Annotated in this window: 19 protein-coding genes; 10 read left to right on the top strand and 9 right to left on the bottom strand. The window is 66.9% G+C overall.

Features of this window, described 5'->3' with window-relative positions; translation table 11 throughout:
- The first annotated feature begins 169 nt into the window (after positions 1 to 169).
- Both C477_RS18170 and C477_RS18165 read left to right on the top strand, forming a co-directional pair.
- Positions 170 to 1,735 carry an HTTM domain-containing protein gene (locus C477_RS18170; protein ID WP_008895999.1) on the top strand — a complete coding sequence of 522 codons (1,566 nt, stop codon included), beginning with the start codon at positions 170 to 172 and terminating at the stop codon, positions 1,733 to 1,735.
- Between the two features lie 76 nt (positions 1,736 to 1,811).
- Positions 1,812 to 2,228 (top strand): thiol-disulfide oxidoreductase DCC family protein, encoded by a 417-nt coding sequence (locus C477_RS18165; RefSeq protein WP_008895998.1) that lies wholly within the window; start codon positions 1,812 to 1,814, stop codon positions 2,226 to 2,228.
- A 42-nt stretch (positions 2,229 to 2,270) separates the two neighbouring features.
- On the opposite strand, the gene C477_RS18160 is transcribed toward C477_RS18165, so the two are convergent.
- The 3 genes from C477_RS18160 to C477_RS18150 form a co-directional block, all read right to left on the bottom strand.
- Positions 2,271 to 2,624, bottom strand: coding sequence for a DUF7344 domain-containing protein (locus C477_RS18160; protein ID WP_008895997.1), 354 nt, complete (start codon positions 2,622 to 2,624; stop codon positions 2,271 to 2,273).
- A 149-nt stretch (positions 2,625 to 2,773) separates the two neighbouring features.
- Entirely contained in the window at positions 2,774 to 2,998 is a 225-nt protein-coding gene (locus C477_RS18155; RefSeq protein WP_008895996.1) for a hypothetical protein, read from the bottom strand.
- A gap of 224 nt (positions 2,999 to 3,222) precedes the next feature.
- Positions 3,223 to 3,474, bottom strand: a complete 252-nt coding sequence (locus C477_RS18150; protein WP_008895995.1) for a hypothetical protein — start codon at positions 3,472 to 3,474, stop codon at positions 3,223 to 3,225.
- Positions 3,475 to 3,610: 136 nt separating this feature from the next.
- Between C477_RS18150 and C477_RS18145 the strand changes: the two genes are divergently transcribed.
- From C477_RS18145 to C477_RS18135, 3 genes are all read left to right on the top strand, one after another.
- Positions 3,611 to 4,888 (top strand): DNA double-strand break repair nuclease NurA, encoded by a 1,278-nt coding sequence (locus C477_RS18145; RefSeq protein ID WP_008895994.1) that lies wholly within the window; start codon positions 3,611 to 3,613, stop codon positions 4,886 to 4,888.
- Between the two features lie 94 nt (positions 4,889 to 4,982).
- On the top strand, positions 4,983 to 7,169 hold the full coding sequence (locus C477_RS18140; protein ID WP_008895993.1) for a bifunctional metallophosphatase/5'-nucleotidase: 2,187 nt from the start codon (positions 4,983 to 4,985) through the stop codon (positions 7,167 to 7,169).
- 81 nt (positions 7,170 to 7,250) lie between these two features.
- On the top strand, positions 7,251 to 8,102 hold the full coding sequence (locus tag C477_RS18135) for a cohesin domain-containing protein (protein WP_008895992.1): 852 nt from the start codon (positions 7,251 to 7,253) through the stop codon (positions 8,100 to 8,102).
- 7 nt (positions 8,103 to 8,109) lie between these two features.
- On the opposite strand, the gene C477_RS18130 is transcribed toward C477_RS18135, so the two are convergent.
- Positions 8,110 to 8,451, bottom strand: a complete 342-nt coding sequence (locus C477_RS18130; protein ID WP_008895991.1) for a DUF7113 family protein — start codon at positions 8,449 to 8,451, stop codon at positions 8,110 to 8,112.
- A 317-nt stretch (positions 8,452 to 8,768) separates the two neighbouring features.
- On the opposite strand from C477_RS18130, the gene C477_RS18125 reads away from it, so the two are divergent.
- Positions 8,769 to 9,398: a DUF7344 domain-containing protein gene (locus C477_RS18125; protein ID WP_008895990.1), complete on the top strand. Its 630-nt coding sequence runs from the start codon at positions 8,769 to 8,771 to the stop codon at positions 9,396 to 9,398.
- A gap of 182 nt (positions 9,399 to 9,580) precedes the next feature.
- Positions 9,581 to 11,437 (top strand): ATP-binding protein, encoded by a 1,857-nt coding sequence (locus C477_RS18120; RefSeq protein WP_008895989.1) that lies wholly within the window; start codon positions 9,581 to 9,583, stop codon positions 11,435 to 11,437.
- Between the two features lie 35 nt (positions 11,438 to 11,472).
- Here the strand turns inward: C477_RS18120 and C477_RS18115 are convergent, their stop codons facing one another.
- Positions 11,473 to 12,372 (bottom strand): FRG domain-containing protein, encoded by a 900-nt coding sequence (locus tag C477_RS18115; RefSeq protein ID WP_049914665.1) that lies wholly within the window; start codon positions 12,370 to 12,372, stop codon positions 11,473 to 11,475.
- Between the two features lie 148 nt (positions 12,373 to 12,520).
- A complete protein-coding gene (locus C477_RS18110) occupies positions 12,521 to 13,279 on the bottom strand; it encodes an SDR family NAD(P)-dependent oxidoreductase (protein ID WP_008895987.1) in 759 nt (252 codons plus the stop codon).
- Between the two features lie 163 nt (positions 13,280 to 13,442).
- Between C477_RS18110 and C477_RS18105 the strand changes: the two genes are divergently transcribed.
- Positions 13,443 to 13,835, top strand: coding sequence for a hypothetical protein (locus tag C477_RS18105; protein ID WP_008895986.1), 393 nt, complete (start codon positions 13,443 to 13,445; stop codon positions 13,833 to 13,835).
- Positions 13,836 to 13,910: 75 nt separating this feature from the next.
- Here the strand turns inward: C477_RS18105 and C477_RS18100 are convergent, their stop codons facing one another.
- From C477_RS18100 to C477_RS18090, 3 genes are all read right to left on the bottom strand, one after another.
- Positions 13,911 to 14,516, bottom strand: coding sequence for an alpha/beta hydrolase (locus tag C477_RS18100; protein ID WP_008895985.1), 606 nt, complete (start codon positions 14,514 to 14,516; stop codon positions 13,911 to 13,913).
- A 91-nt stretch (positions 14,517 to 14,607) separates the two neighbouring features.
- Positions 14,608 to 15,498 (bottom strand): alpha/beta fold hydrolase, encoded by an 891-nt coding sequence (locus tag C477_RS18095; protein WP_008895984.1) that lies wholly within the window; start codon positions 15,496 to 15,498, stop codon positions 14,608 to 14,610.
- 177 nt (positions 15,499 to 15,675) lie between these two features.
- Complete coding sequence (locus C477_RS18090; RefSeq protein ID WP_008895983.1) at positions 15,676 to 17,319, bottom strand: M23 family metallopeptidase; 1,644 nt, start codon at positions 17,317 to 17,319, stop codon at positions 15,676 to 15,678.
- 127 nt (positions 17,320 to 17,446) lie between these two features.
- Between C477_RS18090 and C477_RS18085 the strand changes: the two genes are divergently transcribed.
- Both C477_RS18085 and C477_RS18080 read left to right on the top strand, forming a co-directional pair.
- The gene (locus tag C477_RS18085; protein ID WP_008895982.1) at positions 17,447 to 18,391 is read left to right on the top strand and encodes a winged helix-turn-helix domain-containing protein; all 945 of its coding nucleotides are present in this window, start codon (positions 17,447 to 17,449) and stop codon (positions 18,389 to 18,391) included.
- Between the two features lie 156 nt (positions 18,392 to 18,547).
- On the top strand, positions 18,548 to 19,387 hold the full coding sequence (locus tag C477_RS18080) for a PspA/IM30 family protein (protein ID WP_008895981.1): 840 nt from the start codon (positions 18,548 to 18,550) through the stop codon (positions 19,385 to 19,387).
- Positions 19,388 to 19,436 lie beyond the last annotated feature (49 nt).

Raw genomic sequence — 19,436 nt, 5'->3', positions numbered from 1 at the left:
GGGCGCGCCGGCGGGCGTCTCGAACGCGGATCGTCCCCGCCCGCCTTCGCTCGCCGCCGGTCGAGGACCGGCGGCCCGACGCCGGTGGCAGACGGAAAGTATATACAACGCAACTAGAGAATGTGGCGCAGCTATCGGGTCGCCGCGACGGCGGTCCCGCCCCTCGACCATGACCGGCCGTCTCTCCCTCACGACGCTGCCCGACCGCGCTCGGCTCCGCGACGCGCTCGATCGCCGTTTCGGCATCGACGCTCGCGCGCTGGCGGCGTTTCGAATTATTCTCGGCTGTACGCTCTTGTTCGACGTCTTCCACCGGTCGCGGGATTTGGTCGCGTTCTACACCGACGCCGGCGCGTACCCGCGGGCGTTGCGACTCGCGGTCGGCAACTCGAGGGGCGAGTACTCGCTGCACATGCTCTCGGGCGAGCCGTGGGTGCAGGCTGTGCTCTTCGGCCTCGCGGCGCTGCTCGCGCTCGCGCTGATCGTCGGCTACCGAACGCGGCTCGTCACCTTCCTCTCGCTGGTCTTGCTCGTCTCCGTCCACTTCCGCAACCCGCTGGTCCTCAACGGCGCCGACAGACTGTTGCGCGAGGTGCTGTTGCTGGGGCTGTTCCTGCCGCTCGGGCGGCGGTGGGCCGTCGACGCGCTCGGCGACGACCGAGAGAGTGGCGGCGAGCAGGACCGTGAACCCGGGAACGGAACGAGAACGGGAACAGGAACCGAGAATCGGGTGGTGACGCCCGCGACGGCGGCCGTGCTCGTCTACGTCGTCGGCTTCTTCGCGAACAACGGCCAGCACAAGCGACTCGGCGACACCTGGACCACCGGCGAAGCGCTGGGGTACGCCCTCCGACAGGACCACATGACGATTCTCGTCGGCGATCACGTCGTCGACTACCCGCTGCTCCTCGAGATCGGGACCTACGGCTGGCTGGCCGTGGTTGTCGGCGCCCCGCTGTTGCTGGTGCTGACCGGGCGGCTCCGGACCGCCTACGTCGGGGCGTTCCTCGGCGCCGTCGCCGGACTGGGGCTGAGCATGGCCGTGGGGCTGTTCCCCGCCGTGTTGACGGCGGTGCTGGTGCTGTTCCTGCCCTCGTTCGTCTGGGACCGCCTCGAGGCACTCGGCGCGGCGTGCTGTGAACGAATCGGGCGGCTCGAGCGCCTGCGGACGCGAATCGGCGCGCTCGCGTCGCGGGTCGGTCCGCCCCGCAGCCTCCGTTCGGTGCTCCCGTCGCAGGTCAGGAACCGCCGGCACCGGCTCCGGACGATCCTCCTCGGCGGCGTATTGATCGTCGTCGTCCTCTGGACCGTCGGGCTGCTGGGCTACGCGGACGCGTTCGAACCGGTCGACGCCGTCGATCCCGACGACAACCAGTGGACGATGTACGCCCCGAACCCGTCGACGAGCTACGGCTGGTACGTGGTCGAGGCAGACCTCGAGTCCGGCGAGGAGATGGACGTCCTGCGAAACGAGGCGGTCCGGGATGGACCGCCGGCGGAGGCATCGGACACGCTCCCGAGCTTCCGCTGGCGGAAGTACATGAACTCGCTGGACGACGACGAGGCCCGTGCCGACCGGTTCGGGACGTACATGTGCGACCGCGCCGCCGACCAGTTCGACGCGCCCGTCGAGCGGGTCGAGGTCACCTACCATTACCGGTCGATCGAACCCGCCGGAGACGATCCGACGACGGGGACCGTCACTCGAGTCGAAACGGTGTGTTCGGCGACCTGAGGCGTGGCGCTGTGAACCCACGGCCGCGTGCGACCGGAATGCTGAACACGTCTGGCACCCAACTGAAGCTATCACGATGGCCACGGACGTACCGCGAGAGGATCCGATCGTGCTCTTCGACGGCGTCTGCAACCTCTGTCACGGGTTCGTGCAGTTTCTCGTTCCGCGGGACACCGAGGGCCAGATCCGCTTCGCGTCGTTGCAGTCCGACGTCGGCAAGCAGTTGCTGGCCGAGTACGGTCTCGCCGACCACGACCTCGACTCGGTCGTGTTACTCGAGGGCGACGAGGCGTACGTCAAATCCGACGCGGTGATCCGGATCGGCCAGCTCCTGGGCGGCATTTACCGACTGCTCGGGCCGTGTCGGTTCCTCCCCCGCCGGCTTCGGGACTGGGCGTACGACCTCGTCGCGCGCCACCGCTACCGGCTGTTCGGACAGAAAGAGCAGTGTATGCTGCCGACCGGAAACGTCCGGGACCGGTTCCTCGAGTAGGGGACGCGGCTCCCCGTCGAGGTGTCGATCGGATCGGCGACCTTACTGCTTGGCTTCGACGAGGCCCAGGTACGGCGCGATCACGTCGCGATCGACCACCAACTCGAGGCGTTCGGCCGCCTCGTCGTACCGGACGAGACCCGCATCCTGGAGATGGGGGAGATGCCGGTGGTGCAGGTCGACGAGGATCCGCTGGTACCGGTCGTACGTCGGGGCGGCCTCTTTGAGCGCGATGTACTCGGCGAGATCACCGAGATGGATCGCTGCCGGCTTCTGGGCGAGATAGGTGAGCGCGTACTGTCGTCGCGTCTCCGCGAAGGCCCTGAACAGTCGCGTCGGGGAAACGTCCGCGTCGTCGATCTCGGCTCCCTGGGAATTTCGTGTTTTCGGCGTCATAATGGGGCGTACTGTACCTACGCTCTCTCCCCGACCGGGTCTCGCAAGCCGACTTCAGCAGAGTACACGTGTCAGTGTGTAGGGGGTCCACATAACCTTTGTTGTAACCGACATATACTAGAAATGAAACTGGAAGGATCTTTTACCGGTCAGTCTTCGAGGAACTCCGGTTCGAAGGCCGAATCGGAGTCCGGATCGGGATCCCGTCGCTCGATCGTGATCGTCCATTCGGGGGCGGCGGAGACCGGCGACGAAACGTCCCAGACGCCGTCGATGACGGCGCCGCGGCCGAAGGCGGTCGTCACGAGCGCCTCGAGATCGCGTTCGAAGGCCGCAATTACGTCGGAGTCGGGGGGTCCGCTGTCGGATGCCATGGTATCTCGGCGGGAGGGCTGACACGTGCGGCGAGTGGTGAGCGCCGGCGCAACGCTGTTCCTCCACAGGGTCCCGAAGACAGCGGTAAATATAACCACGTCGCCGTTATGAATTGGTTTTGATACTTCTGTAGCGATCGATGATCGACGCTAGTCCGGTGGCCCGCGTCACCGAATTCGACTCGAGTCGGCAGCCTCGAACGACGGCGTCGCGACGGGGCGCGTCAGTGGTCGAAGGTCGCGCCGCAGTCGCCACAGACCGTGCCGCGGCCGGGTTTGGTTCGCTGTGCGAAAACGGCGCCGCAGTCGTCGCAGATCATAAAGAGGCGGCGTTCCGGCGGGACGCCGGCCTCGAACGTGACCTGAATCCAGGCGTCGCGGTTCGTCTCGTCGTACAGCGTCACGTCGGCGCCGTCCTGGCGCCAGTTGATCGGGTCCTCGTCGGTGTCGACCGCTTCCAGACCTCGCTTGGACATCGGGATATCCGGATTCACCCTCTACCCACATATAATTTTTCTGATAATATTTTACCCGGCCTCGAGTTAATGCATTGCTACCTGCGCGATCGGGCCGACCGTCGTCTTTTTGCGAATGGGACGGGAGCCACCGAGTGTGACTCTCGATCCGGTCCACTTCGACGGCATCGCGCAACTCGCGAGGCGGATCGATCACGGGGCCGACGAGCGCGATCGCCGCGCCTTCGCCGAGACGGTCTGGGCGGAGTTCCTCGATCCGCTCGTCGACGACGACAGCCAAACCGTCCTCGAGCCGGTCGGCGAGCAGCATCGTCGTCACGTCGACTGCGAGGATGTCGCGCTCCACGATCGACCGTTCGCGAGCGAGCACGGGCTCGACGCGGGAACCATCAACCCGACGACGTTCAAAAACGGCCTCGTCATCGACATCGCGCAGGCGGCGATGGCCGCCACGCCGAGCGACCTCGACCTCCACCGGTCGCGAACTACGGTGATGACGGTCCACTCCAACGACGAGACGATGACCGTCAATGAATCGTGGGGGAAGTTCGACGAGGGGTACAGCCGGAGCCGCGCCGTCAAGATCCCGCCGCTGCCTCGCTTCGCCGAGGGGGTCGTCCACGCACTGGCGCTCTACCTCGCCGAGAGCAAGCACGCCCTCGAGAACGCCGACACCGTCGACGACTTGCTCGTCCTCGACGGGCCGATCTACCCCCGCGGGCTCCTCCGCTGGGCCGATCAGCACCCGGACCTCGCGGATTTCCTGCTCGAGGACCCCCGGCCGACGACGGTGCTCGAGAACTACGTGCGACTGGTCGAGCGCTTCGTCGAGCGGGACGTCCCGCTCGTCGGCTTCGTCAAGAACCCGGCGACGCGGGTCATCACGCGGACGCTGAAGAACAAGCGAAATGTCGACGTGGCCACCCCGTGGAACGACGATTCGGCACTGTTCACGCGGCTCTTAGAACGCGGCGAGTACGTCGACGATATCGACGGCCAGCGCTGGGATCGCGACACCGAGGCGCTGACCTACACGAACTGGTTTCGCTCTCGCGGTGGCGTCGATCGCCCGCTCTCGGTCGAGGGCGACGCCCTCGGCGTCGAGCGCGACCTGTCGCTCGAGGCCTACGAGGTGACGTTCTTCGTCGTCTACGACCCGCGCGACGATCTGATCTACCGGATCGAGGCCCCCTACGCGTTCACTCGAGAGCCGGAGCGACGGCGGGCGGTGACGATGCAGGTCCTGCAGGATATCGCCGTCGCCCACGGTCCGCCGACGGTCGTCGAGAAGGCCGACGAACTCGCCAAGATCAGCCGCTCGGAGAAGGCGTCGCTGCGCGAGACCCTCGAGACCCAGTTCGACACGTCGCAGGATCGGACCTACGACGACCACCGGTGGGACGAGGAGTACTAGCGCCGCCGACGGTTTGATCGAGTACTGTGACAAACGTACTGGATCGGGCAGCACATAGCAACGATAGTGGTGGTTCCTTTCGCCGACTGCCACTATGACACGAACGTTCGAACGTGACGACAGTGACGGGACCGACTCGAGCGTCGACTCGCGCCGCCGTCGGGTGCTCGGTATGGCCGCGGGAGCGTCGGCCGCCGCCGTGCTCCCGACGACCGGAAGCGTCGGCGCGAACTCCGACGACGAGACCGTTACGAGCGTCCACGACACGCACTTCCACGGGCGGTTCGAGGACGCCGAGGCGGCCGAACTGAGTCTCGCCCGCTACCACGCGGTCGTCGAGGAGCACCTCGAGTCGGCCGCGAACTCGCTGTTCGTCGGCAACGGCGACGACCTCGCCCCGTCGATGCTCGGCCTCGAGTACGAGGGTGAACACGTGATCGAGGCGTTAAACGCGACGGCCATCGACGTCGACGGCGTCGGCAACCACGAGTACGACTTCGGCGCCGACGTGGCGACGGAGCGCTTCGAAGAGAGCGAGTTCCCCTGGGTCGTCGCGAACCTGCTCGACGACGCAGGCGATCCGGTTCCCGGAACCGAGCGGTGGACGACGTTCGAGGCGGGCGGGCTGACGGTCGGCGTCTTCGGCCTCGTCTCGACGAACTTCCACTCGCTGACCGACTATCCCGCGGAGTGGCAGGTGCTGGAGTACGTCGAGGGCGCACAGGAAGCCGTCGACGCCCTCCGCGAGGAGGGGGCCGATGTCGTCGTCTGCGCGTCCCACGTCTCGACGGGCGTCCACTACACGCTCGCCGAGGACGTCGACGGCCTCGACGCGATCGTCGGCTCCCACTCCAACGTCGTCTTCGAGGAACCCGAGGTCGTCGACGGGACGATCATCAGCGAGTTCGGCGACGAGTTCGACCACGTCGGCTCGCTCACGCTCGACGCCGACGGAACCCTCGTCGACTGGCGACGGACCGACCTCCTGGCTCCCGACGCCGATCCCGCGCCGGCCGCCGACGAGTACGAGGAGATCGAGGTCCGCTACGCCGACGAGATCCCGGAAGACGAGACCCTCGCTGCCATCGCCGAGGAGTGGACCGACGAACTCGAGGCGGAGCTCGAGCAGACGGCCTTCGAGACCGAGGTCGAACTGAACGCGACGTTCGACAACTACGCGATCGAGACCAACTGGGGGAACCTCATGACCGACGCGATGCGGACCGTCGGCGAGATCGGCGACATCGAGGTCGACATCGCGGCCCAGAACGCCGGCGGCATCCGCAGCGGGTCGACCTACGGCCCCGGCCCGGTCACGGGCGCCGACGTGATGAACATCCTGCCGTTTCCCAACGAGATCGAGGTCGTCGAACTGACCGGCGAGGACGTCGTCGCGTACCTCGAGGAGGCGATCCGCCCCCATCCCTCCGAGAACTACGGCGCGCAGCCGGCGATCCAGGTCTCGGGGCTCTCCTACGAGTGGTGGGGCCACGACGGCGAGAGCCGGGTGGAGAACGTCTTCGTCTGCGGCGAGCCCGTCGACCCCGACGAGACCTACACTCTCGCGCACAACGACTACTCGATCGAGAACTCCGACGTCCTCTCTACGGCCGAAGTCGTCCTCGCCTCCGGCCAGTTCCAGGGCCCCTACGTCCTCGACCGCCTCGAGGAGCGAGACACCGTCGCGCCCGAGCGCGAGAACCGGATGCTCCGGGTCGACGAGACGGTCGGCGAGGCGTCGGTCGCCGTCGGCGACAGCGAGACCACGCTCACCGTCGACGTTCCGGACGGCGCCGCGGCGGTTCGGCCGGACACCTTCCGGGCCGTGATCCGAACCGGCGCCGACCTCGAGGCGACCTCGGCGACCGTCGACGGCGACAGCGTCGACGTGACGTTCGCTACCGACGACCTGCGCGCTCTCGTCGCGGACGTCGACGAGCCGGCGCTGCGGCTGTTCGGCGGCTACGATCCCGATCAGGAGTACTGGGACTACGGCTTCGACGTGCCGACCTCGAGCGGCTACGAGTACTTCCAACTCCGCGCCAACGTGAGCGCAGCTGCCCTTACCACCGACGACGGTTCGAACGGTTCCGACGGCAACGAGTCGGACGACGACGGCAACGAGTCAGATGATGGCGGCTCGGACGACGGAATGCCCGGCTTCGGTCCGCTCGGCGCGCTCGCCGGCGGGAGCGCCGGTGGCTACCTCTACTCGCGCCGTCGCTCCGCCGGCGACGAACCGGCCGAGACGTCCGAGTCCTCGACCGATGGCGACGACTGATCGGACGACGTAACCCATGACCTGCCGTTCACACCGACGCGACGATCGAGTGTCGATAAGCGCTACGAGTGTGACCGCACAATGAGCCCCGCAACGGAACGACGGGCGGCCGCCGGACGCAGCCTGTTGCTGGGAGCGGCCGTCCTCGCGCTGTTATCGGTCTCGCTGCTCGGCCTCGCCGCCGAGACGGCCGTTGCCGGCGATCGAACCGCGGCCGTCCTCCCGTCGACGCAGACGATCGACGCGGAGCCTGGCGAGGAGGTCACCGTCGACGTCGTCATGCAAAGCGACGGCGGCTACGGCGGCGAAGGCATCGAGTCGGTTACCCTCGTCGCTCAGTACAATCCCGAGTATCTCGAGATTACCGACGTCGAGCGAGGTCCGTGGCTCGAGCAGGGCGCGGAAACGGACGTCCGCGCCGAGCGGACGATCGCACACGACAACGGCACCGCCGTCCTCGAGCAGCGTCGCGATCCGCCTGCCGACGGCGCGACGGGGAACGCGAGACTCGCGACGCTCACGGTTGCAGTCGCCGAAGACGCCCCGCCGTCGGAGGCGACGATTTCCTTCGCGGAGAGCCGCGCCGAACTCCTCCGCGAGACGCCGATTCCGATCTTCGATATGGACGCCACCGTCGCGATCGACGGCGGCGGCGACGAGGCGCCGGCGTTCGACCACCCGGATCCGGACGGTCTCGAGACGACGCCCGTCGAGGACGCCGAACCGGGGTCGGAACCCGAATCGCCGGGAGAAGACGACGCAGCGGCGGAGACCGACGGTGAGAACGGAGGTGATGGAACGGAGCGAGATGACGGGGACGCCGTTCCGGGACTCCCGACTCCCGTCGCGGCGGGGATCGTCGTCGGAACGGTACTCGTCGCCCGCCGATTGCGCGACGGCACCGGCCTCGTAGCCGGCTCGAACCGGGATTAGTCGTCAGTTACTCGTCAGTTTCGCCGTCTTTCTCGACTTCGAGTTCGACGTCGCTCGGGTCGATCCCGATCCGGGCGAACTGCGTTCGGACGTGTTCTTTGGCGCCCTCGAGGGCCTGTTCGCGGGTGTCGAAACCGCGGGGCATGGGCGATTCGAACGCGAGATGTACCTCGCGGCCGTCGACCAACTGGGTCGAGCCGCCGCTGTCGACCTCGTAGAACTCGTCGCAGACCCAGACGTAGGCGGCGTCTTCGTCCGGCGCGCCGCGAAACGAGGGCGCTCGTTCGCCCCGTTCGTACAGCGTGCCGGTGAGTTCGGTGCCGCCGGCACGACCGCGGATCAGTATCATACCGTTCCTTCGGCGCGTATGCGCAAAAAGACAGCGGGGCGAGCGGTGGGATTTCCCCGGGATTCGGACTCGAGATCGGATCGAATTCGCCGCGCGGTCACCCGAGTCGATCGACCCGGCGATTGGCGTCGAACGCACCGGTTAGTACCGACGAATCTCACGATTATCCTATCGTCAAGTAGCAGGTATTCTTGCCGCTCGAGGGGGTTTCGAGGAGGATTAGCCAGTAATCCGGATATTACGAGAGTAAGCATTCGTTCCCGAGCCAAATCCTTTTGGAAATGGGCTTAACCCCGTTCCACCAGTGCCTCTTAGTAATGAGTTCGAAAGCGTCCATCGGCGGTGACAGCGAGCGGGACCCACTGACAGACGTCCCGGAGGAGTGTTACGACGTCCTCCGACACCCGCGCCGGATTCGCATCCTCGCGACGCTCGGCGCCCGCCGCACACGGCTGTCGCTGATGGAGCTAACGACGGCGATCGTCGAGAACGAAGACCTGGACGTTCCGACCGGAAAGGCCCGTCACGACGTCCGCATCAGTCTCGTCCACAACCACCTGCCCCGACTGGCCGAGTACGACCTCGTCGAGTTCGACGCCGAGACCGGCGCCGAACTGGTCGACGAACCGCCGGTCCACCCCGCGGATCTCGCGGGCCTGCTCGAGCTCTGTGAGGGTCCGGAGGGAGAACGGATGCTCGAGGCGATCGTCCACCCCGTCCGGATGCGAGTCCTCGGGATGCTGTCGGGCGTCGAACACACCGTCTCCGTCGAGCAGCTCGCGTCGGCACTCGTCGCCAGCGACGTCGGTGCGGACGACCGCGAGCGGGCGAAGATTTCCCTCTACCACGCTCACCTCCCCGTGCTGGCCGACGCGGGCGCCCTGGAGTTCGACGCCGGCGCCAACCTGGTCACGCGAGGCGAACGGACGACGTCGGTCCTCCACTGATCGCTCACCGTCACCGCCGAACTCGCCGCCGTCTACCGCTGGCACGCTCGGCCCTCCACCCGAATCGAATCGATTGTGCAGTTCTCGGCCGTTCCGTTCTGTCCTCGGTTGCGCGTTCCCGCGTCGACGCTCGAGTGTGTCGCCTCGAAAAGTAGTTGTGGGGCCAGCCTGATGGACCTGATATGACCGATCTGGGTGACTTCGGCGATTTCAACGCCGAGTCAGACGCCGATTCCGGCGGGGGAGACGACGCTGCGGCCGGTTCCGACGGGACGAGGACCTCCCCGTCGAGTGCCGGCGGGTCGACAGGTACGGACGGCGGAACGACCGACGATTTCGAACCGACGCCCGTCGAACCGCGGGGCGAAGACGTCGGCATCGGCGCGATCTGCGTCTCCCAGGGACTGCGCGTCGCCGAGGACGGCGACGAAACGACGCTGCGCGCCTATATCACCCGTGACAACCGCTCCTCGATCCGCATCGGGAGCTATCTGCTGGCCCCCTACCCCGACGGTGAGACCCTCTTCTGCCGTATCGTCGGCCTCGAGTACGCCCAGCAGTACCACGCCGACGACGCGACGGAGATCCACGCCCGGCGCGCGATGCGGACCGACAGCGTCGACGAGGCCGACTACAAGTTCGTCGCGGAGCTCGAGCCCGTTGCGGTCCTCTACGAAGATGACGGAGAACTGAAACGGCGGATGACCGACCGGGTACCGAAACCCCAGACGGTGATCCGGCAGGCCGACGACACCGAGGAGATCAAGACCGGGCTGAAGATGCCCGAGGGCGGCGTCTTCCTCGGCCACCTCTCGGTCGGCGGCGAGAAGGTTCGGACCGCGGCCACCCCGCCGACGATCGACTACCGACTCAAGGACGACTACGACTCGGGCGATCCGCTCGTCTTCCGCCACACGCTGATCGCCGGCGGGACGGGGTCGGGGAAGACTCACGGCGCGAAGAACATCCTTCGCCAGTACCTCGCCGAGGACCGCGCGTACCCCATGGACGACGGCCGCGAGGTCCGCCCCGCCGTGGTCCAGTTCGACCCGCAGGACGAGTACGCCCAGATGCACGACGACAACCCCGATCTGGACGCCGAGTTCGGTCGGCGCCTCGAGCGCGAGGGGATCGCCTACGGCGGCCACGAGGACACGACGGCCTTCGTCCCCAAGGTCGGGTCGGCCTCCTACGCCGCGGGCCACCACCGCGCGCGCCAAGTCGAGTTCACGATCCCGTTCTCGATGGTCTACGACAACCCGTGGCTGGTCGCGGGAAGCGGGTTGAACGACAACCAGTACGGCGCGCTGGTCAGCGTCCTCCTGCCGCGCTTTCGCAAGCAGTACGGCGACGACGGCACCTACGAGGAGTTCACGACGTTCCTCGACGACCCCGCCTTGCGCGAGGAACTCGACGAGTCCGGCCGGGTTCACGAGGCGACGTTCGACGCCGTCCGCCGGCGCGTACTCGGCTTCGGCCACGTCTTCGATCAGGACGCCCGACCGATCACTGACCTCGTCCACGAGTTCGTCCGCCCGGGCGGGCTGACCGTCGTCCCGACCTACCACATCAACGACAGCCGCGCGACGGAGGCGATCGTGCTCGCCGTTTCGTCGCTGATCATCGACCAGAAGCTCTCGAACGACCCGTTCTACGACCGGATCAAGGAGACGCCGATCGTCCTCGGGATGGACGAGGCCCACAACTTCCTGACCGACGCCGACAGCGTCCAGGCCGGGAAGGTCATCAACAAGTTCACCGAGGCCGCCAAACAGGGCCGCAAGGAACGGCTCGGGCTCTTCCTGATCACCCAGGACCCCCAGGACATCCACGACGCCGTCTTCAAGCAGATCAACACCACCGTCGTCCTCAATCTCGGCGACGAGGACGCCATCAAGAGCGTGAATATTCCGAGCAACCTCGAGTCGAAAGTTCCCTACATGGAGAAGGGGCAGATGGTCGTTTACTCGCCGGACAACTCCGAACCCGTCGAGTTGATCGGGCTCCCGAAGTGTCTGACCCGGCACGGCCGGGACTGAACCCGGCGCGTTGTCGAGTCAGTTCGCCGAACCACTCACCCCTGCGGCTGATAGTATTGCTTGAGCCACGTCGTCAGCCCCTCGAGGTCGGGAAACAGCGTCCGGTGGTTGACGTTCATCTGATCGAGCTTGTCGCGGAACTCGAGTTTGCGCTCGCCCGGAATCACGATCTTTCGGTAGCAGTCCGGACGATCCTCGAGCCACCGGTCGAGGGCGAGTCGAGGATCGGACTGGAACGAAAAGACGGCCGACTGGTTGGCGATGCGGTCGTCGATCGCCGGCGGCCGGAAGAAGACGACGTACTGGTCGTCGGCCGCCTCGTCGGCGTCGACGCCCCAGCGCTCGCTCCAGAGGTCGTCCAGCCGGGAGACGTCGTTCAGGTCGCGCATCGGCGCCTCGTCGGCGGCGTCGGCCGCTTCCGCGTCGGACTCGAGGGTCGCGTTCGAGAGCAGATGCACGTCGAGCATGTCCGTCTCGGTCCGCTCGAGGACGCGGTGGTAGTGTTCCGGTAGCGTGTCGTGGAGTTGCCGATAGTCGACCGCCCAGACGGCGCCGTCGTGGGCGGTGTCGCCGTCCCGGACCGCGAAGTAGGTCGCGACCAGCGGCGAGAACGACCAGTCCAGTAGCCGGGTCGGCAGGCCGTAGTGTTCGGCGATCGAGAGCAGGTGCCAGACCGAGTCGGGTTCCTCGATCTCGCTGACGGCGTACTGGTGGAAGTTCCGCAACAGCAACGACTCGAGTTTCCACTTCCCCGACTCCCCGACGAACCGCTTGATCGAGGTCTCGAGGGTGTGGTCCTGGGAGGGGACCCCCCGAAACACGAACGGTGAGCGATGGCGGCCGATGTGGGGCATCCACATCTCCGCGGTGACCAGTTCCTGCAGGTCCGCCCACGATTCGGCGCGGACGGTCGACAGCGAGTTGTCGGTGGTCATCGGTGCGTGCGGCCGCGCCATCCTCGGTCGTGGATCAGTGCCACGTCGATGGCTTACCCGCGAGCGGGGAAAACGATTATCCGCATCGCCGGGGTCGACGATCGCTCGCTCGAGACCGTCTTCGGCCCCGATCCGACCCGTCGTCGCGTCACTGGGCGAGGTAGCCGCCCTCGACGGGCAGCGTGGTCCCGGTGACTCGAGACGAGAGGTCCGAACCGAGGAAGAGGACGGCGTTCGCGATTTCCTGGGGGTCCGCGAGGCCGGGCATCGGCTCGGTCTCGAGGAACTGTGCTTCCATCTCGGGGTGTTCCTCGATCGTCCGCTCGATCATGTTCGTGCGGACGATTCCCGGCGCGACGGCGTTAGCGCGGATGCCGTCCTCGGCGTACTCGATTGCCGCGTACTTCGTGAGGTGACTGACGGCTGCTTTCGCCGCCCCGTAGCCGCTGTACTGCGGAACTGCGACCTCGCCGCCGATCGAGGAAGCGCTGATGATCGATCCGCCGCCGTCGGCCAGCATCGCCTCGATACCGTACTTCATCCCGTACCAGACGCCTTTCAGGTTCACCTCGATGACCTGTTCGAAGGCGTCGTTCTCGTACTCGTCGAGTCGCGCGACGGGGCCTTCGATGGCGGCGTTGTTGTAGAGGACGTCGATGCCGCCGAATTCGTCGACCGCGGTCTCGATCATCGCTTTGGCGTCGTCGGGGTCGGACACGTCCGTCTGAACGAACGTCGCCTCACCGCCGTCGTCGGCGATCTCCGCGACCGTCTCCTCACCGGCGTCGGCGTCCACGTCGGCGACGACGACCGACGCGCCGTGGTCCGCGAACGTCTTCGCCGTCGTCCGCCCGATTCCGGATGCCGCTCCCGTAACGACCGCAACTCGGTTCTCGACTAATTTCATTATCAAAGCTCTCGTCCCGTCTACAGATATGTGCACTGATTCACCTCAGATATTCTGAAATTCGTATAGAAATGAAATTATTCTACCCAGCGAGTTGTTAGAATATAATTATATTTACTGGAAGCGGAAAGTGTTACATAGTGCGACTTACCACGAAGGGACAATGGAGTACTACGAATCTCCCGTCCTCACGATCGAGTGGGACGAAGAACTGCAAGCGGTCACGATGAACTGGCACGACTTCGCCCGGAGCGAGCAGTATCGCGAAGGGCTGGACAAGGGATTGGCGCTCGTGAAAGAGAAAAACGCCAGCTACTGGCTCGCCGATCTCAGGGATCTCGGGACCGTCTCGCAGGAGGACCAGCAGTGGACGCAGGAGAACTGGCACCCGCGAGCGTTCGAGACCGAACTCTCGTACATGGCCATCGTTCAGCCGACGAGCGTCATTACGAACCTCTCCGTCGACGACCTCGTCCAGGAGGTCGGCTCGAACGTCACGTCGCACATGTTCGATAACAGGCCCGACGCTGAGGACTGGCTCCGCGAGCAACAGTAGGGAGAAGTGTCAATCCGCTATCGAGAACCGAAACGAGTCGCTCGAGCGACGCACACGCGCCGCTCGCAGCCGCGGTTACGGCCGAAGAACGTCCGCGAAGAACGTCGCGACCTCGTCCGCGATAGCGTCGTGTTTTCCGAGGAAGAAGTGGTCGCCGGTCAGCGCGGTGACTGCACTGCCGCGCTCGCGGGCGCGGTCGACCACCGGCTCCCAGTCGACGGTTTCGTCCCGCTCGCCGTACAGGATGCGAACGGGCGTCCCGCTCTCGAGTGACTCGAGCGCGTCGACCGCGTCGAGGTCATCGGCCAGCCGCGCGGTCGGCGCGAGGACGGCGACAGCGGCGGGATCGACGTCGGCCGCCGCGAGCAGCGCCAGCGAGGCGCCGAAGCTGTAGCCGAAGACGCCGACGGGGCAGTCGTACTCCTCTCGCGCCCAGCGGACGGCGTTGCGCACGTCCGCGCGCTCGCCGTAACCCTCGTCCCACGGGCCGTAATCGAACCGGAGACAGGCGACCCCCGCCTCGCGGAGGGCCGTCGCGACCGCGGCGAGTCGCGGATCGCTACGCGAGCCCCCGTGCTGAGGGTGGGGCGGCGCGGCGACGACGATCGCGTCGGGGTCGTCGGTCGGCTCCTCGAGGGTCCCGCGGACGTCGCGACCCCCGGGGACCAGAACGTCGCTCATGGACGATCGTTCGCCGCGTGCGGTAATCAAGGTCCGCGTCCGCGGTTGACGGCCGCGGTCGGCGCTCTCACCGCGTTCGGAGTCGGCGCCGTCAGTGCGAGGCCAAGAACTCCCGGACGAGCTCGAGGGTCCGATCGGGCTCGTCCCGGAGCACGCAGTGGCCGGCGCCATCGACGTGGACGAGGCGTCCCGCCGGGAGGTGGGCGGCGGCCTCGCGGTGCCGTTCGCGGGCGTCGGGCGCGGCGTCGGCCTTGAGAACCAGCGTCGGTGCCTCGATGGCGGCGAACACCGCGGCCGGGTCGGCCCGCTCGGCCGCGAACAGGGTCTCGACGGTCTCGTCGACGTTCATGAACGCGTCCGCCAGCAGCGTCGCGAGTCGCTCGCGATCCGCCTCGAGCAGCGGTTGCAGTTCTGGTTCGGTCTCGAGCAACGCCTCTCGAGACGGCGCCGGGCGGCCGCGAACCCGCTCTACGATCGGATTCAGGAAGTCGTCGTCCGCCGGATCCGGCTCGGCCTCGTCTCCCTCGCCACCGGCATCGGCGCCGTCACCGTCACCGTCGGCGTCTGCGTCGCCGGCCAGGCCGAGCAGTTCGGGGTCCTCGAGTACGACCGCCTGCGGGAGATCGGGTTCGCGGGCCGCCGCCGTCGCGACGGTGGTTCCGCCCATCGAGTGACCGTACAGGACGGGGGCCTCGAGTTCCAGCGCGTCGACGAGTCCCACGAGATCGTCCGCCAGGTCGGCGTACGTGTACTGTTCGTCGGGGGCCGCCGAACGGCCGTGGCCGCGGGCGTCGTACGCGATTACGTCGTACTCGTCGGTCAGGTCCTCGACCAGCGGAATCCGCGAGCGGCCGTCGTTGGTGATCCCGTGCGAGACCACGAACGGCCGTCCAGAACCGCCGCTGCGGTAGTAGTGCAGTCGGACGCCGTCGGCCTCGACGTCGCCGTCGGTCCAGCCGTCTGGCGTGGTAACGTCAGCCATCGATATGGCGGTCAGTTCCGATTGCTACCGTTAGTATTTGACGTTGAGCGTACACGAATCCCGATGCCCGGCCTCGAGACAGATCGTTGCGGGACTGACTGGGCTGGCGTCGGCTCCGCCTCGAGGCGTTCGGGTAGCACGGCGGCTCGAGGAGCACGGGAGAGTCGATCGAGGGCGTCACGAGGGACGGAGACCGGCGGAATCGCGGAACGCGTCGCCCAACCGGCGCCTGTCGTACTCGCCGACGACCGCGTAACCGACGAACCCGAGCAAGAGGAGTACCAGCCCGAGGGTCTGTGCGCCGATCCCGAGAGTCGGCTGGGCTCGAGCGTACCAGATGACGACGGCGGCGGCGACGCCGACACCGACGACGGTTCCGATCGAACCGAGGTGACGTTCGCCGTCGACTCCACGCAGGATGGCGGCACCGATCCGAGAGATCGCGGCGACGACCGCTGCGGCGCCGAGCAGGACGGCGACGGTGGACGGCGCGAGGAAAATCGGCCAGACGAACGCGGCGACGCCGCCGACGCACGCGCCGAAGCCGACCCCCTGAAGCGCGGCGGTTCCGGCGCGGCGGCCGGTCGAGGGCCGGCCGATTTCCGCGTCGGCGACCGCGGGCGTAACGTCGCGAGCAGCGCCCCGCTCGCGACCGTCGTCGTCTCCGACGTGTGCGACGCGCTGGCCGGCGGAGACGTGAGCGTGAGCGCGAGCGCGGTAGGTTCCGTCCTCGAGACCGGCCACGTCAGCGACGTCGATCGGGGCGTCGGTGGCGGGTCCGTCGGGGTCGTCTTCATCGCACACATCGCTCGCGTCGCGCTCGGCGAGCAGCGGATCGGCGATCGGCGCCTCGGCACCGGGCCACTCGAGGGCGACGTCGTCGAAGGCGACGGGGAGGCTCGCCGCGATCTCGAAGTCGGGGTGGTCCTGGACCTGGAAGTGGAGGTGCGGTTCCGAGGAGTTGCCGGAGTGGCCACAGCGGCCGATCTCCTGTCCACGAGCCACGCGGTCGCCGGGCTCGACCGTCACGCTGCCGGGGACGAGGTGAGCGAGGCAGCTGTACTCGTCGGGCGCGTGCTGGACGACGACGTAGTTACCCCGAATATCGCGCTTGAGGGGATGTGAGAGTCCGCCGGCGCGGGCGGACTCGAAGTCGCTGTCGGAGACGTCGACGACGACGCCGTCGGCGGGCGCCAGAACCGGTTCGTCGTAGCAGTAGTAGTCGTCGACGGTCGCGGCGGCGTCGTCGGGGCGGGTCCGCCCGTCCCCGTCGGTGATCACGAAATCGTAGGCGTAACGCTGGTTGAGCGGGAACCACGAGTGGGAGTAATCCTTCTCGTGGCTGCCGTTCGCGACGGTCCACGCGCCGTCGAACGGGAGCCGGTAGGAGACCCGTTGCTCGTGGCTCTCGGCGTCGGGAACGGAGCCGCGGTGGCGCGCGACGGCGACGGCGCCGCCGACGAACTGCATCGCGTCCTGGGCCAGCACGAGCGGGTTGAGAAACGTCACCGGCAACATGAGCAGCCACGCGGCGTACTCGCGCCAAGTACCCACGTGAATCCAGTCGGTCGGCTCGACGGCCTCGTCCTCGTCCGCGTCGGTCCCGCGTTGCAACACCGCGTCGACCAGCGGGGCGACGAACGGCCAGAGGAACGCGAGGAAGAAGACCTCGAAGACCTGGAGAGCGGCGAGCGATTCGAAGACGTAACCCGGAATCGCCAGCAGGACCAATAGCCCGAGATACAGCGGTTCGAACGCTCGCAGACGCTGCCGCAGCCGTCCGGCGAGCGTCGTCGACTCCCGAGTGGTCACGTCGGTCATCAGTTCGATATCGACCTCGCAGTGATGTAATCGCTTTGTGAAGTGTATTTCACAAGTGCGGCTGACACATCGCACGACCGATCGCGCTTCCGGAACCGTCAATGCGTCGTCCGGAAAACGGTCGCTCATGAGGACGGACGAGGGAAACGAGAACGGGACCGGGGACGGGAACGGGGTCCGCGAGGCGTTCTCCCTGCTGAACCACGAGATTCGCCTCGAGATCCTGCTGGCGCTGCTCGAGAACTGGGAGGCCGTCTACACGGAGCCGAAGTCCTACGCCGAGCTGATGGACGCGGTCGGGATGCGCGACAGCGGGCAGTTCAACTACCACCTCGACAAGCTTCGGGGCGTCTACGTCCGCGAGGTCGAGGACGGCTACGTGCCGACGGCGAGCGTGACCGCGCTTTACAGGACCGTGCTCGCTCACCGGCCGACCGAACGCCGCGAGTTCGAGTCGAGCGGAATCGAGTCGGCGTGTCCCCGCTGTGAGGCGGCGCCGGTCCTGCGCTACGAGCGCGGGTTCGCGACCGTCGACTGCCCGGCGTGCGAGGAGTGGGACGGGTTCACCTATCCGTTCCCGAAGAACGGCCTCGAGGAGCGGGACGCGGACGCGATCGCCCGCACGGTCGCCCGTCGCGCCAGACGCGACGTCGGACTGGCCCGCGCCGGTCAGTGTCCGTTCTGTGCGGGGGCGACGACCGTCGCCCTCCGTCTCGAGGCCCTCGAAGGCGACAACGACAGTGGCGACGGCAACGGCGACGCTGGCGGCGCCGAAATCGCAGACCGCGGGCGCGATCACTGGGTCGAAATCACCTGCGATGACTGCACGTTCCTCGTGGGCGTCCGGCCGATGATGGTGTTGCTGACCGATGCCCGCGTCGCGGGCGCGCTCGCCGACGTCGGTCTCGATATCGAACGCTACGACTGGGAGTTGCCGGCTCCGACGGTGCGAGTCGAGTCCCAAGCGCCGACGCGGATCGCGCTCGAGGTCGACGGCGACGAGGGGAACGGCACGGTGACGGCTGTCGTCGACGACGCGTTCGCGGTCCGCTCGGTCACCGTCGATTCGTAACGCCTCGAGGCCCGCGATCCTCGCGCCAACTTCGGGTCGCTCGAGCGATTAGGCGGTCGGTAACCGGCGTCGAGCGATCGCCCCGGTGGCGGCCGCGTTCATCGCAGACTGTTGACGATGTGATGTTTTTAAGGGCAACGAGCGATACGTACGACTATGGGCATCCTCTCTCGGACCTCCTACGTCATCCGGTCGAAGCTCAACTCGGTGCTCAACCGCGCCGAGGATCCGACGGAGACGCTCGACTACTCCTACGAGCAGATGCGCGACCAGCTCCAGGACGTCAAACGGGGCATCGCGGATCTGACCACGCAGAAAAAGCGCCTCGAGATGCAGAAGCGGCGCCTCGAGGAGAACGTCGACAAACACAACGATCAGGCCCGGACCGCGGTCCAGCAGGGCCGGGAGGATCTGGCGCGGCGCGCACTCGAGAAGAAGAAGACGAAGATGAACCAGATCGAGGATCTCGAGCGCCAGATCTCGAACTTACAGAGCCAGCAGGACAAGCTGATCGACCAGAAGAACGAGCTCCAGAGCCGCATCGAGGAGTTCCGTACCAAGAAGGAGACGATGAAGGCCCGCCACGAGGCCGCGAAGGCGAGTTCGACGGTGTCCGAAGCGATAACGGCCACCGGCGAGGAGTTCGAGGACGTCGGTCGAGCGATCGAGCGCGCCGAGGAACAGACCGAAGACATGGAGGCCCGAGCCGCCGCGATGGACGAACTCCACGAGTCCGGCGCGTTCGACGACGTCCTCTCGGACAAGGACAACATCGATCGTGAACTCGAGCAACTGGAGACCGACAGCGGCGTCGAGGCCGAACTCGAGACGCTGAAATCCGAGATGGGAGATGGAAGCAGCGAGACCGAGGCCGAACCGGCCGGCGACGTCGAGAGCGAGGCCGTCGAGGAGGACATCGAGGACATGGAGGCGGAGGTCGACGACAGCGAAGTCGAGGCCGAGCTCGCGGAGCTTCAGGACGAGGAGAACGCCTGAGTTCGCCGTCGAAAGCGCCCCGATAGCGAAGCGAGCGGCGACCGGTCCC

Origin of the sequence: Haloterrigena salina JCM 13891, assembly GCF_000337495.1 — an archaeon.
In the GTDB taxonomy this organism is placed as follows: domain Archaea; phylum Halobacteriota; class Halobacteria; order Halobacteriales; family Natrialbaceae; genus Haloterrigena; species Haloterrigena salina.
Note: the sequence above shows the minus strand (reverse complement) of the source record. Positions and strands in the feature narration are given on the sequence as shown.

Coding starts and splice junctions, on each gene's coding strand:
- C477_RS18165 (WP_008895998.1), top strand. CDS start 1,812: ATGGCCACGGACGTACCGCGAGAGGATCCGATCGTGCTCTTCGACGGC.
- C477_RS18100 (WP_008895985.1), bottom strand. CDS start 14,516: ATGAGCGACGTTCTGGTCCCCGGGGGTCGCGACGTCCGCGGGACCCTC.
- C477_RS18160 (WP_008895997.1), bottom strand. CDS start 2,624: ATGACGCCGAAAACACGAAATTCCCAGGGAGCCGAGATCGACGACGCG.
- C477_RS18130 (WP_008895991.1), bottom strand. CDS start 8,451: ATGATACTGATCCGCGGTCGTGCCGGCGGCACCGAACTCACCGGCACG.
- C477_RS18170 (WP_008895999.1), top strand. CDS start 170: ATGACCGGCCGTCTCTCCCTCACGACGCTGCCCGACCGCGCTCGGCTC.
- C477_RS18090 (WP_008895983.1), bottom strand. CDS start 17,319: ATGACCGACGTGACCACTCGGGAGTCGACGACGCTCGCCGGACGGCTG.
- C477_RS18120 (WP_008895989.1), top strand. CDS start 9,581: ATGACCGATCTGGGTGACTTCGGCGATTTCAACGCCGAGTCAGACGCC.
- C477_RS18110 (WP_008895987.1), bottom strand. CDS start 13,279: ATGAAATTAGTCGAGAACCGAGTTGCGGTCGTTACGGGAGCGGCATCC.
- C477_RS18085 (WP_008895982.1), top strand. CDS start 17,447: ATGAGGACGGACGAGGGAAACGAGAACGGGACCGGGGACGGGAACGGG.
- C477_RS18155 (WP_008895996.1), bottom strand. CDS start 2,998: ATGGCATCCGACAGCGGACCCCCCGACTCCGACGTAATTGCGGCCTTC.
- C477_RS18080 (WP_008895981.1), top strand. CDS start 18,548: ATGGGCATCCTCTCTCGGACCTCCTACGTCATCCGGTCGAAGCTCAAC.
- C477_RS18115 (WP_049914665.1), bottom strand. CDS start 12,372: ATGACCACCGACAACTCGCTGTCGACCGTCCGCGCCGAATCGTGGGCG.
- C477_RS18150 (WP_008895995.1), bottom strand. CDS start 3,474: ATGTCCAAGCGAGGTCTGGAAGCGGTCGACACCGACGAGGACCCGATC.
- C477_RS18105 (WP_008895986.1), top strand. CDS start 13,443: ATGGAGTACTACGAATCTCCCGTCCTCACGATCGAGTGGGACGAAGAA.
- C477_RS18095 (WP_008895984.1), bottom strand. CDS start 15,498: ATGGCTGACGTTACCACGCCAGACGGCTGGACCGACGGCGACGTCGAG.
- C477_RS18135 (WP_008895992.1), top strand. CDS start 7,251: ATGAGCCCCGCAACGGAACGACGGGCGGCCGCCGGACGCAGCCTGTTG.
- C477_RS18125 (WP_008895990.1), top strand. CDS start 8,769: ATGAGTTCGAAAGCGTCCATCGGCGGTGACAGCGAGCGGGACCCACTG.
- C477_RS18140 (WP_008895993.1), top strand. CDS start 4,983: ATGACACGAACGTTCGAACGTGACGACAGTGACGGGACCGACTCGAGC.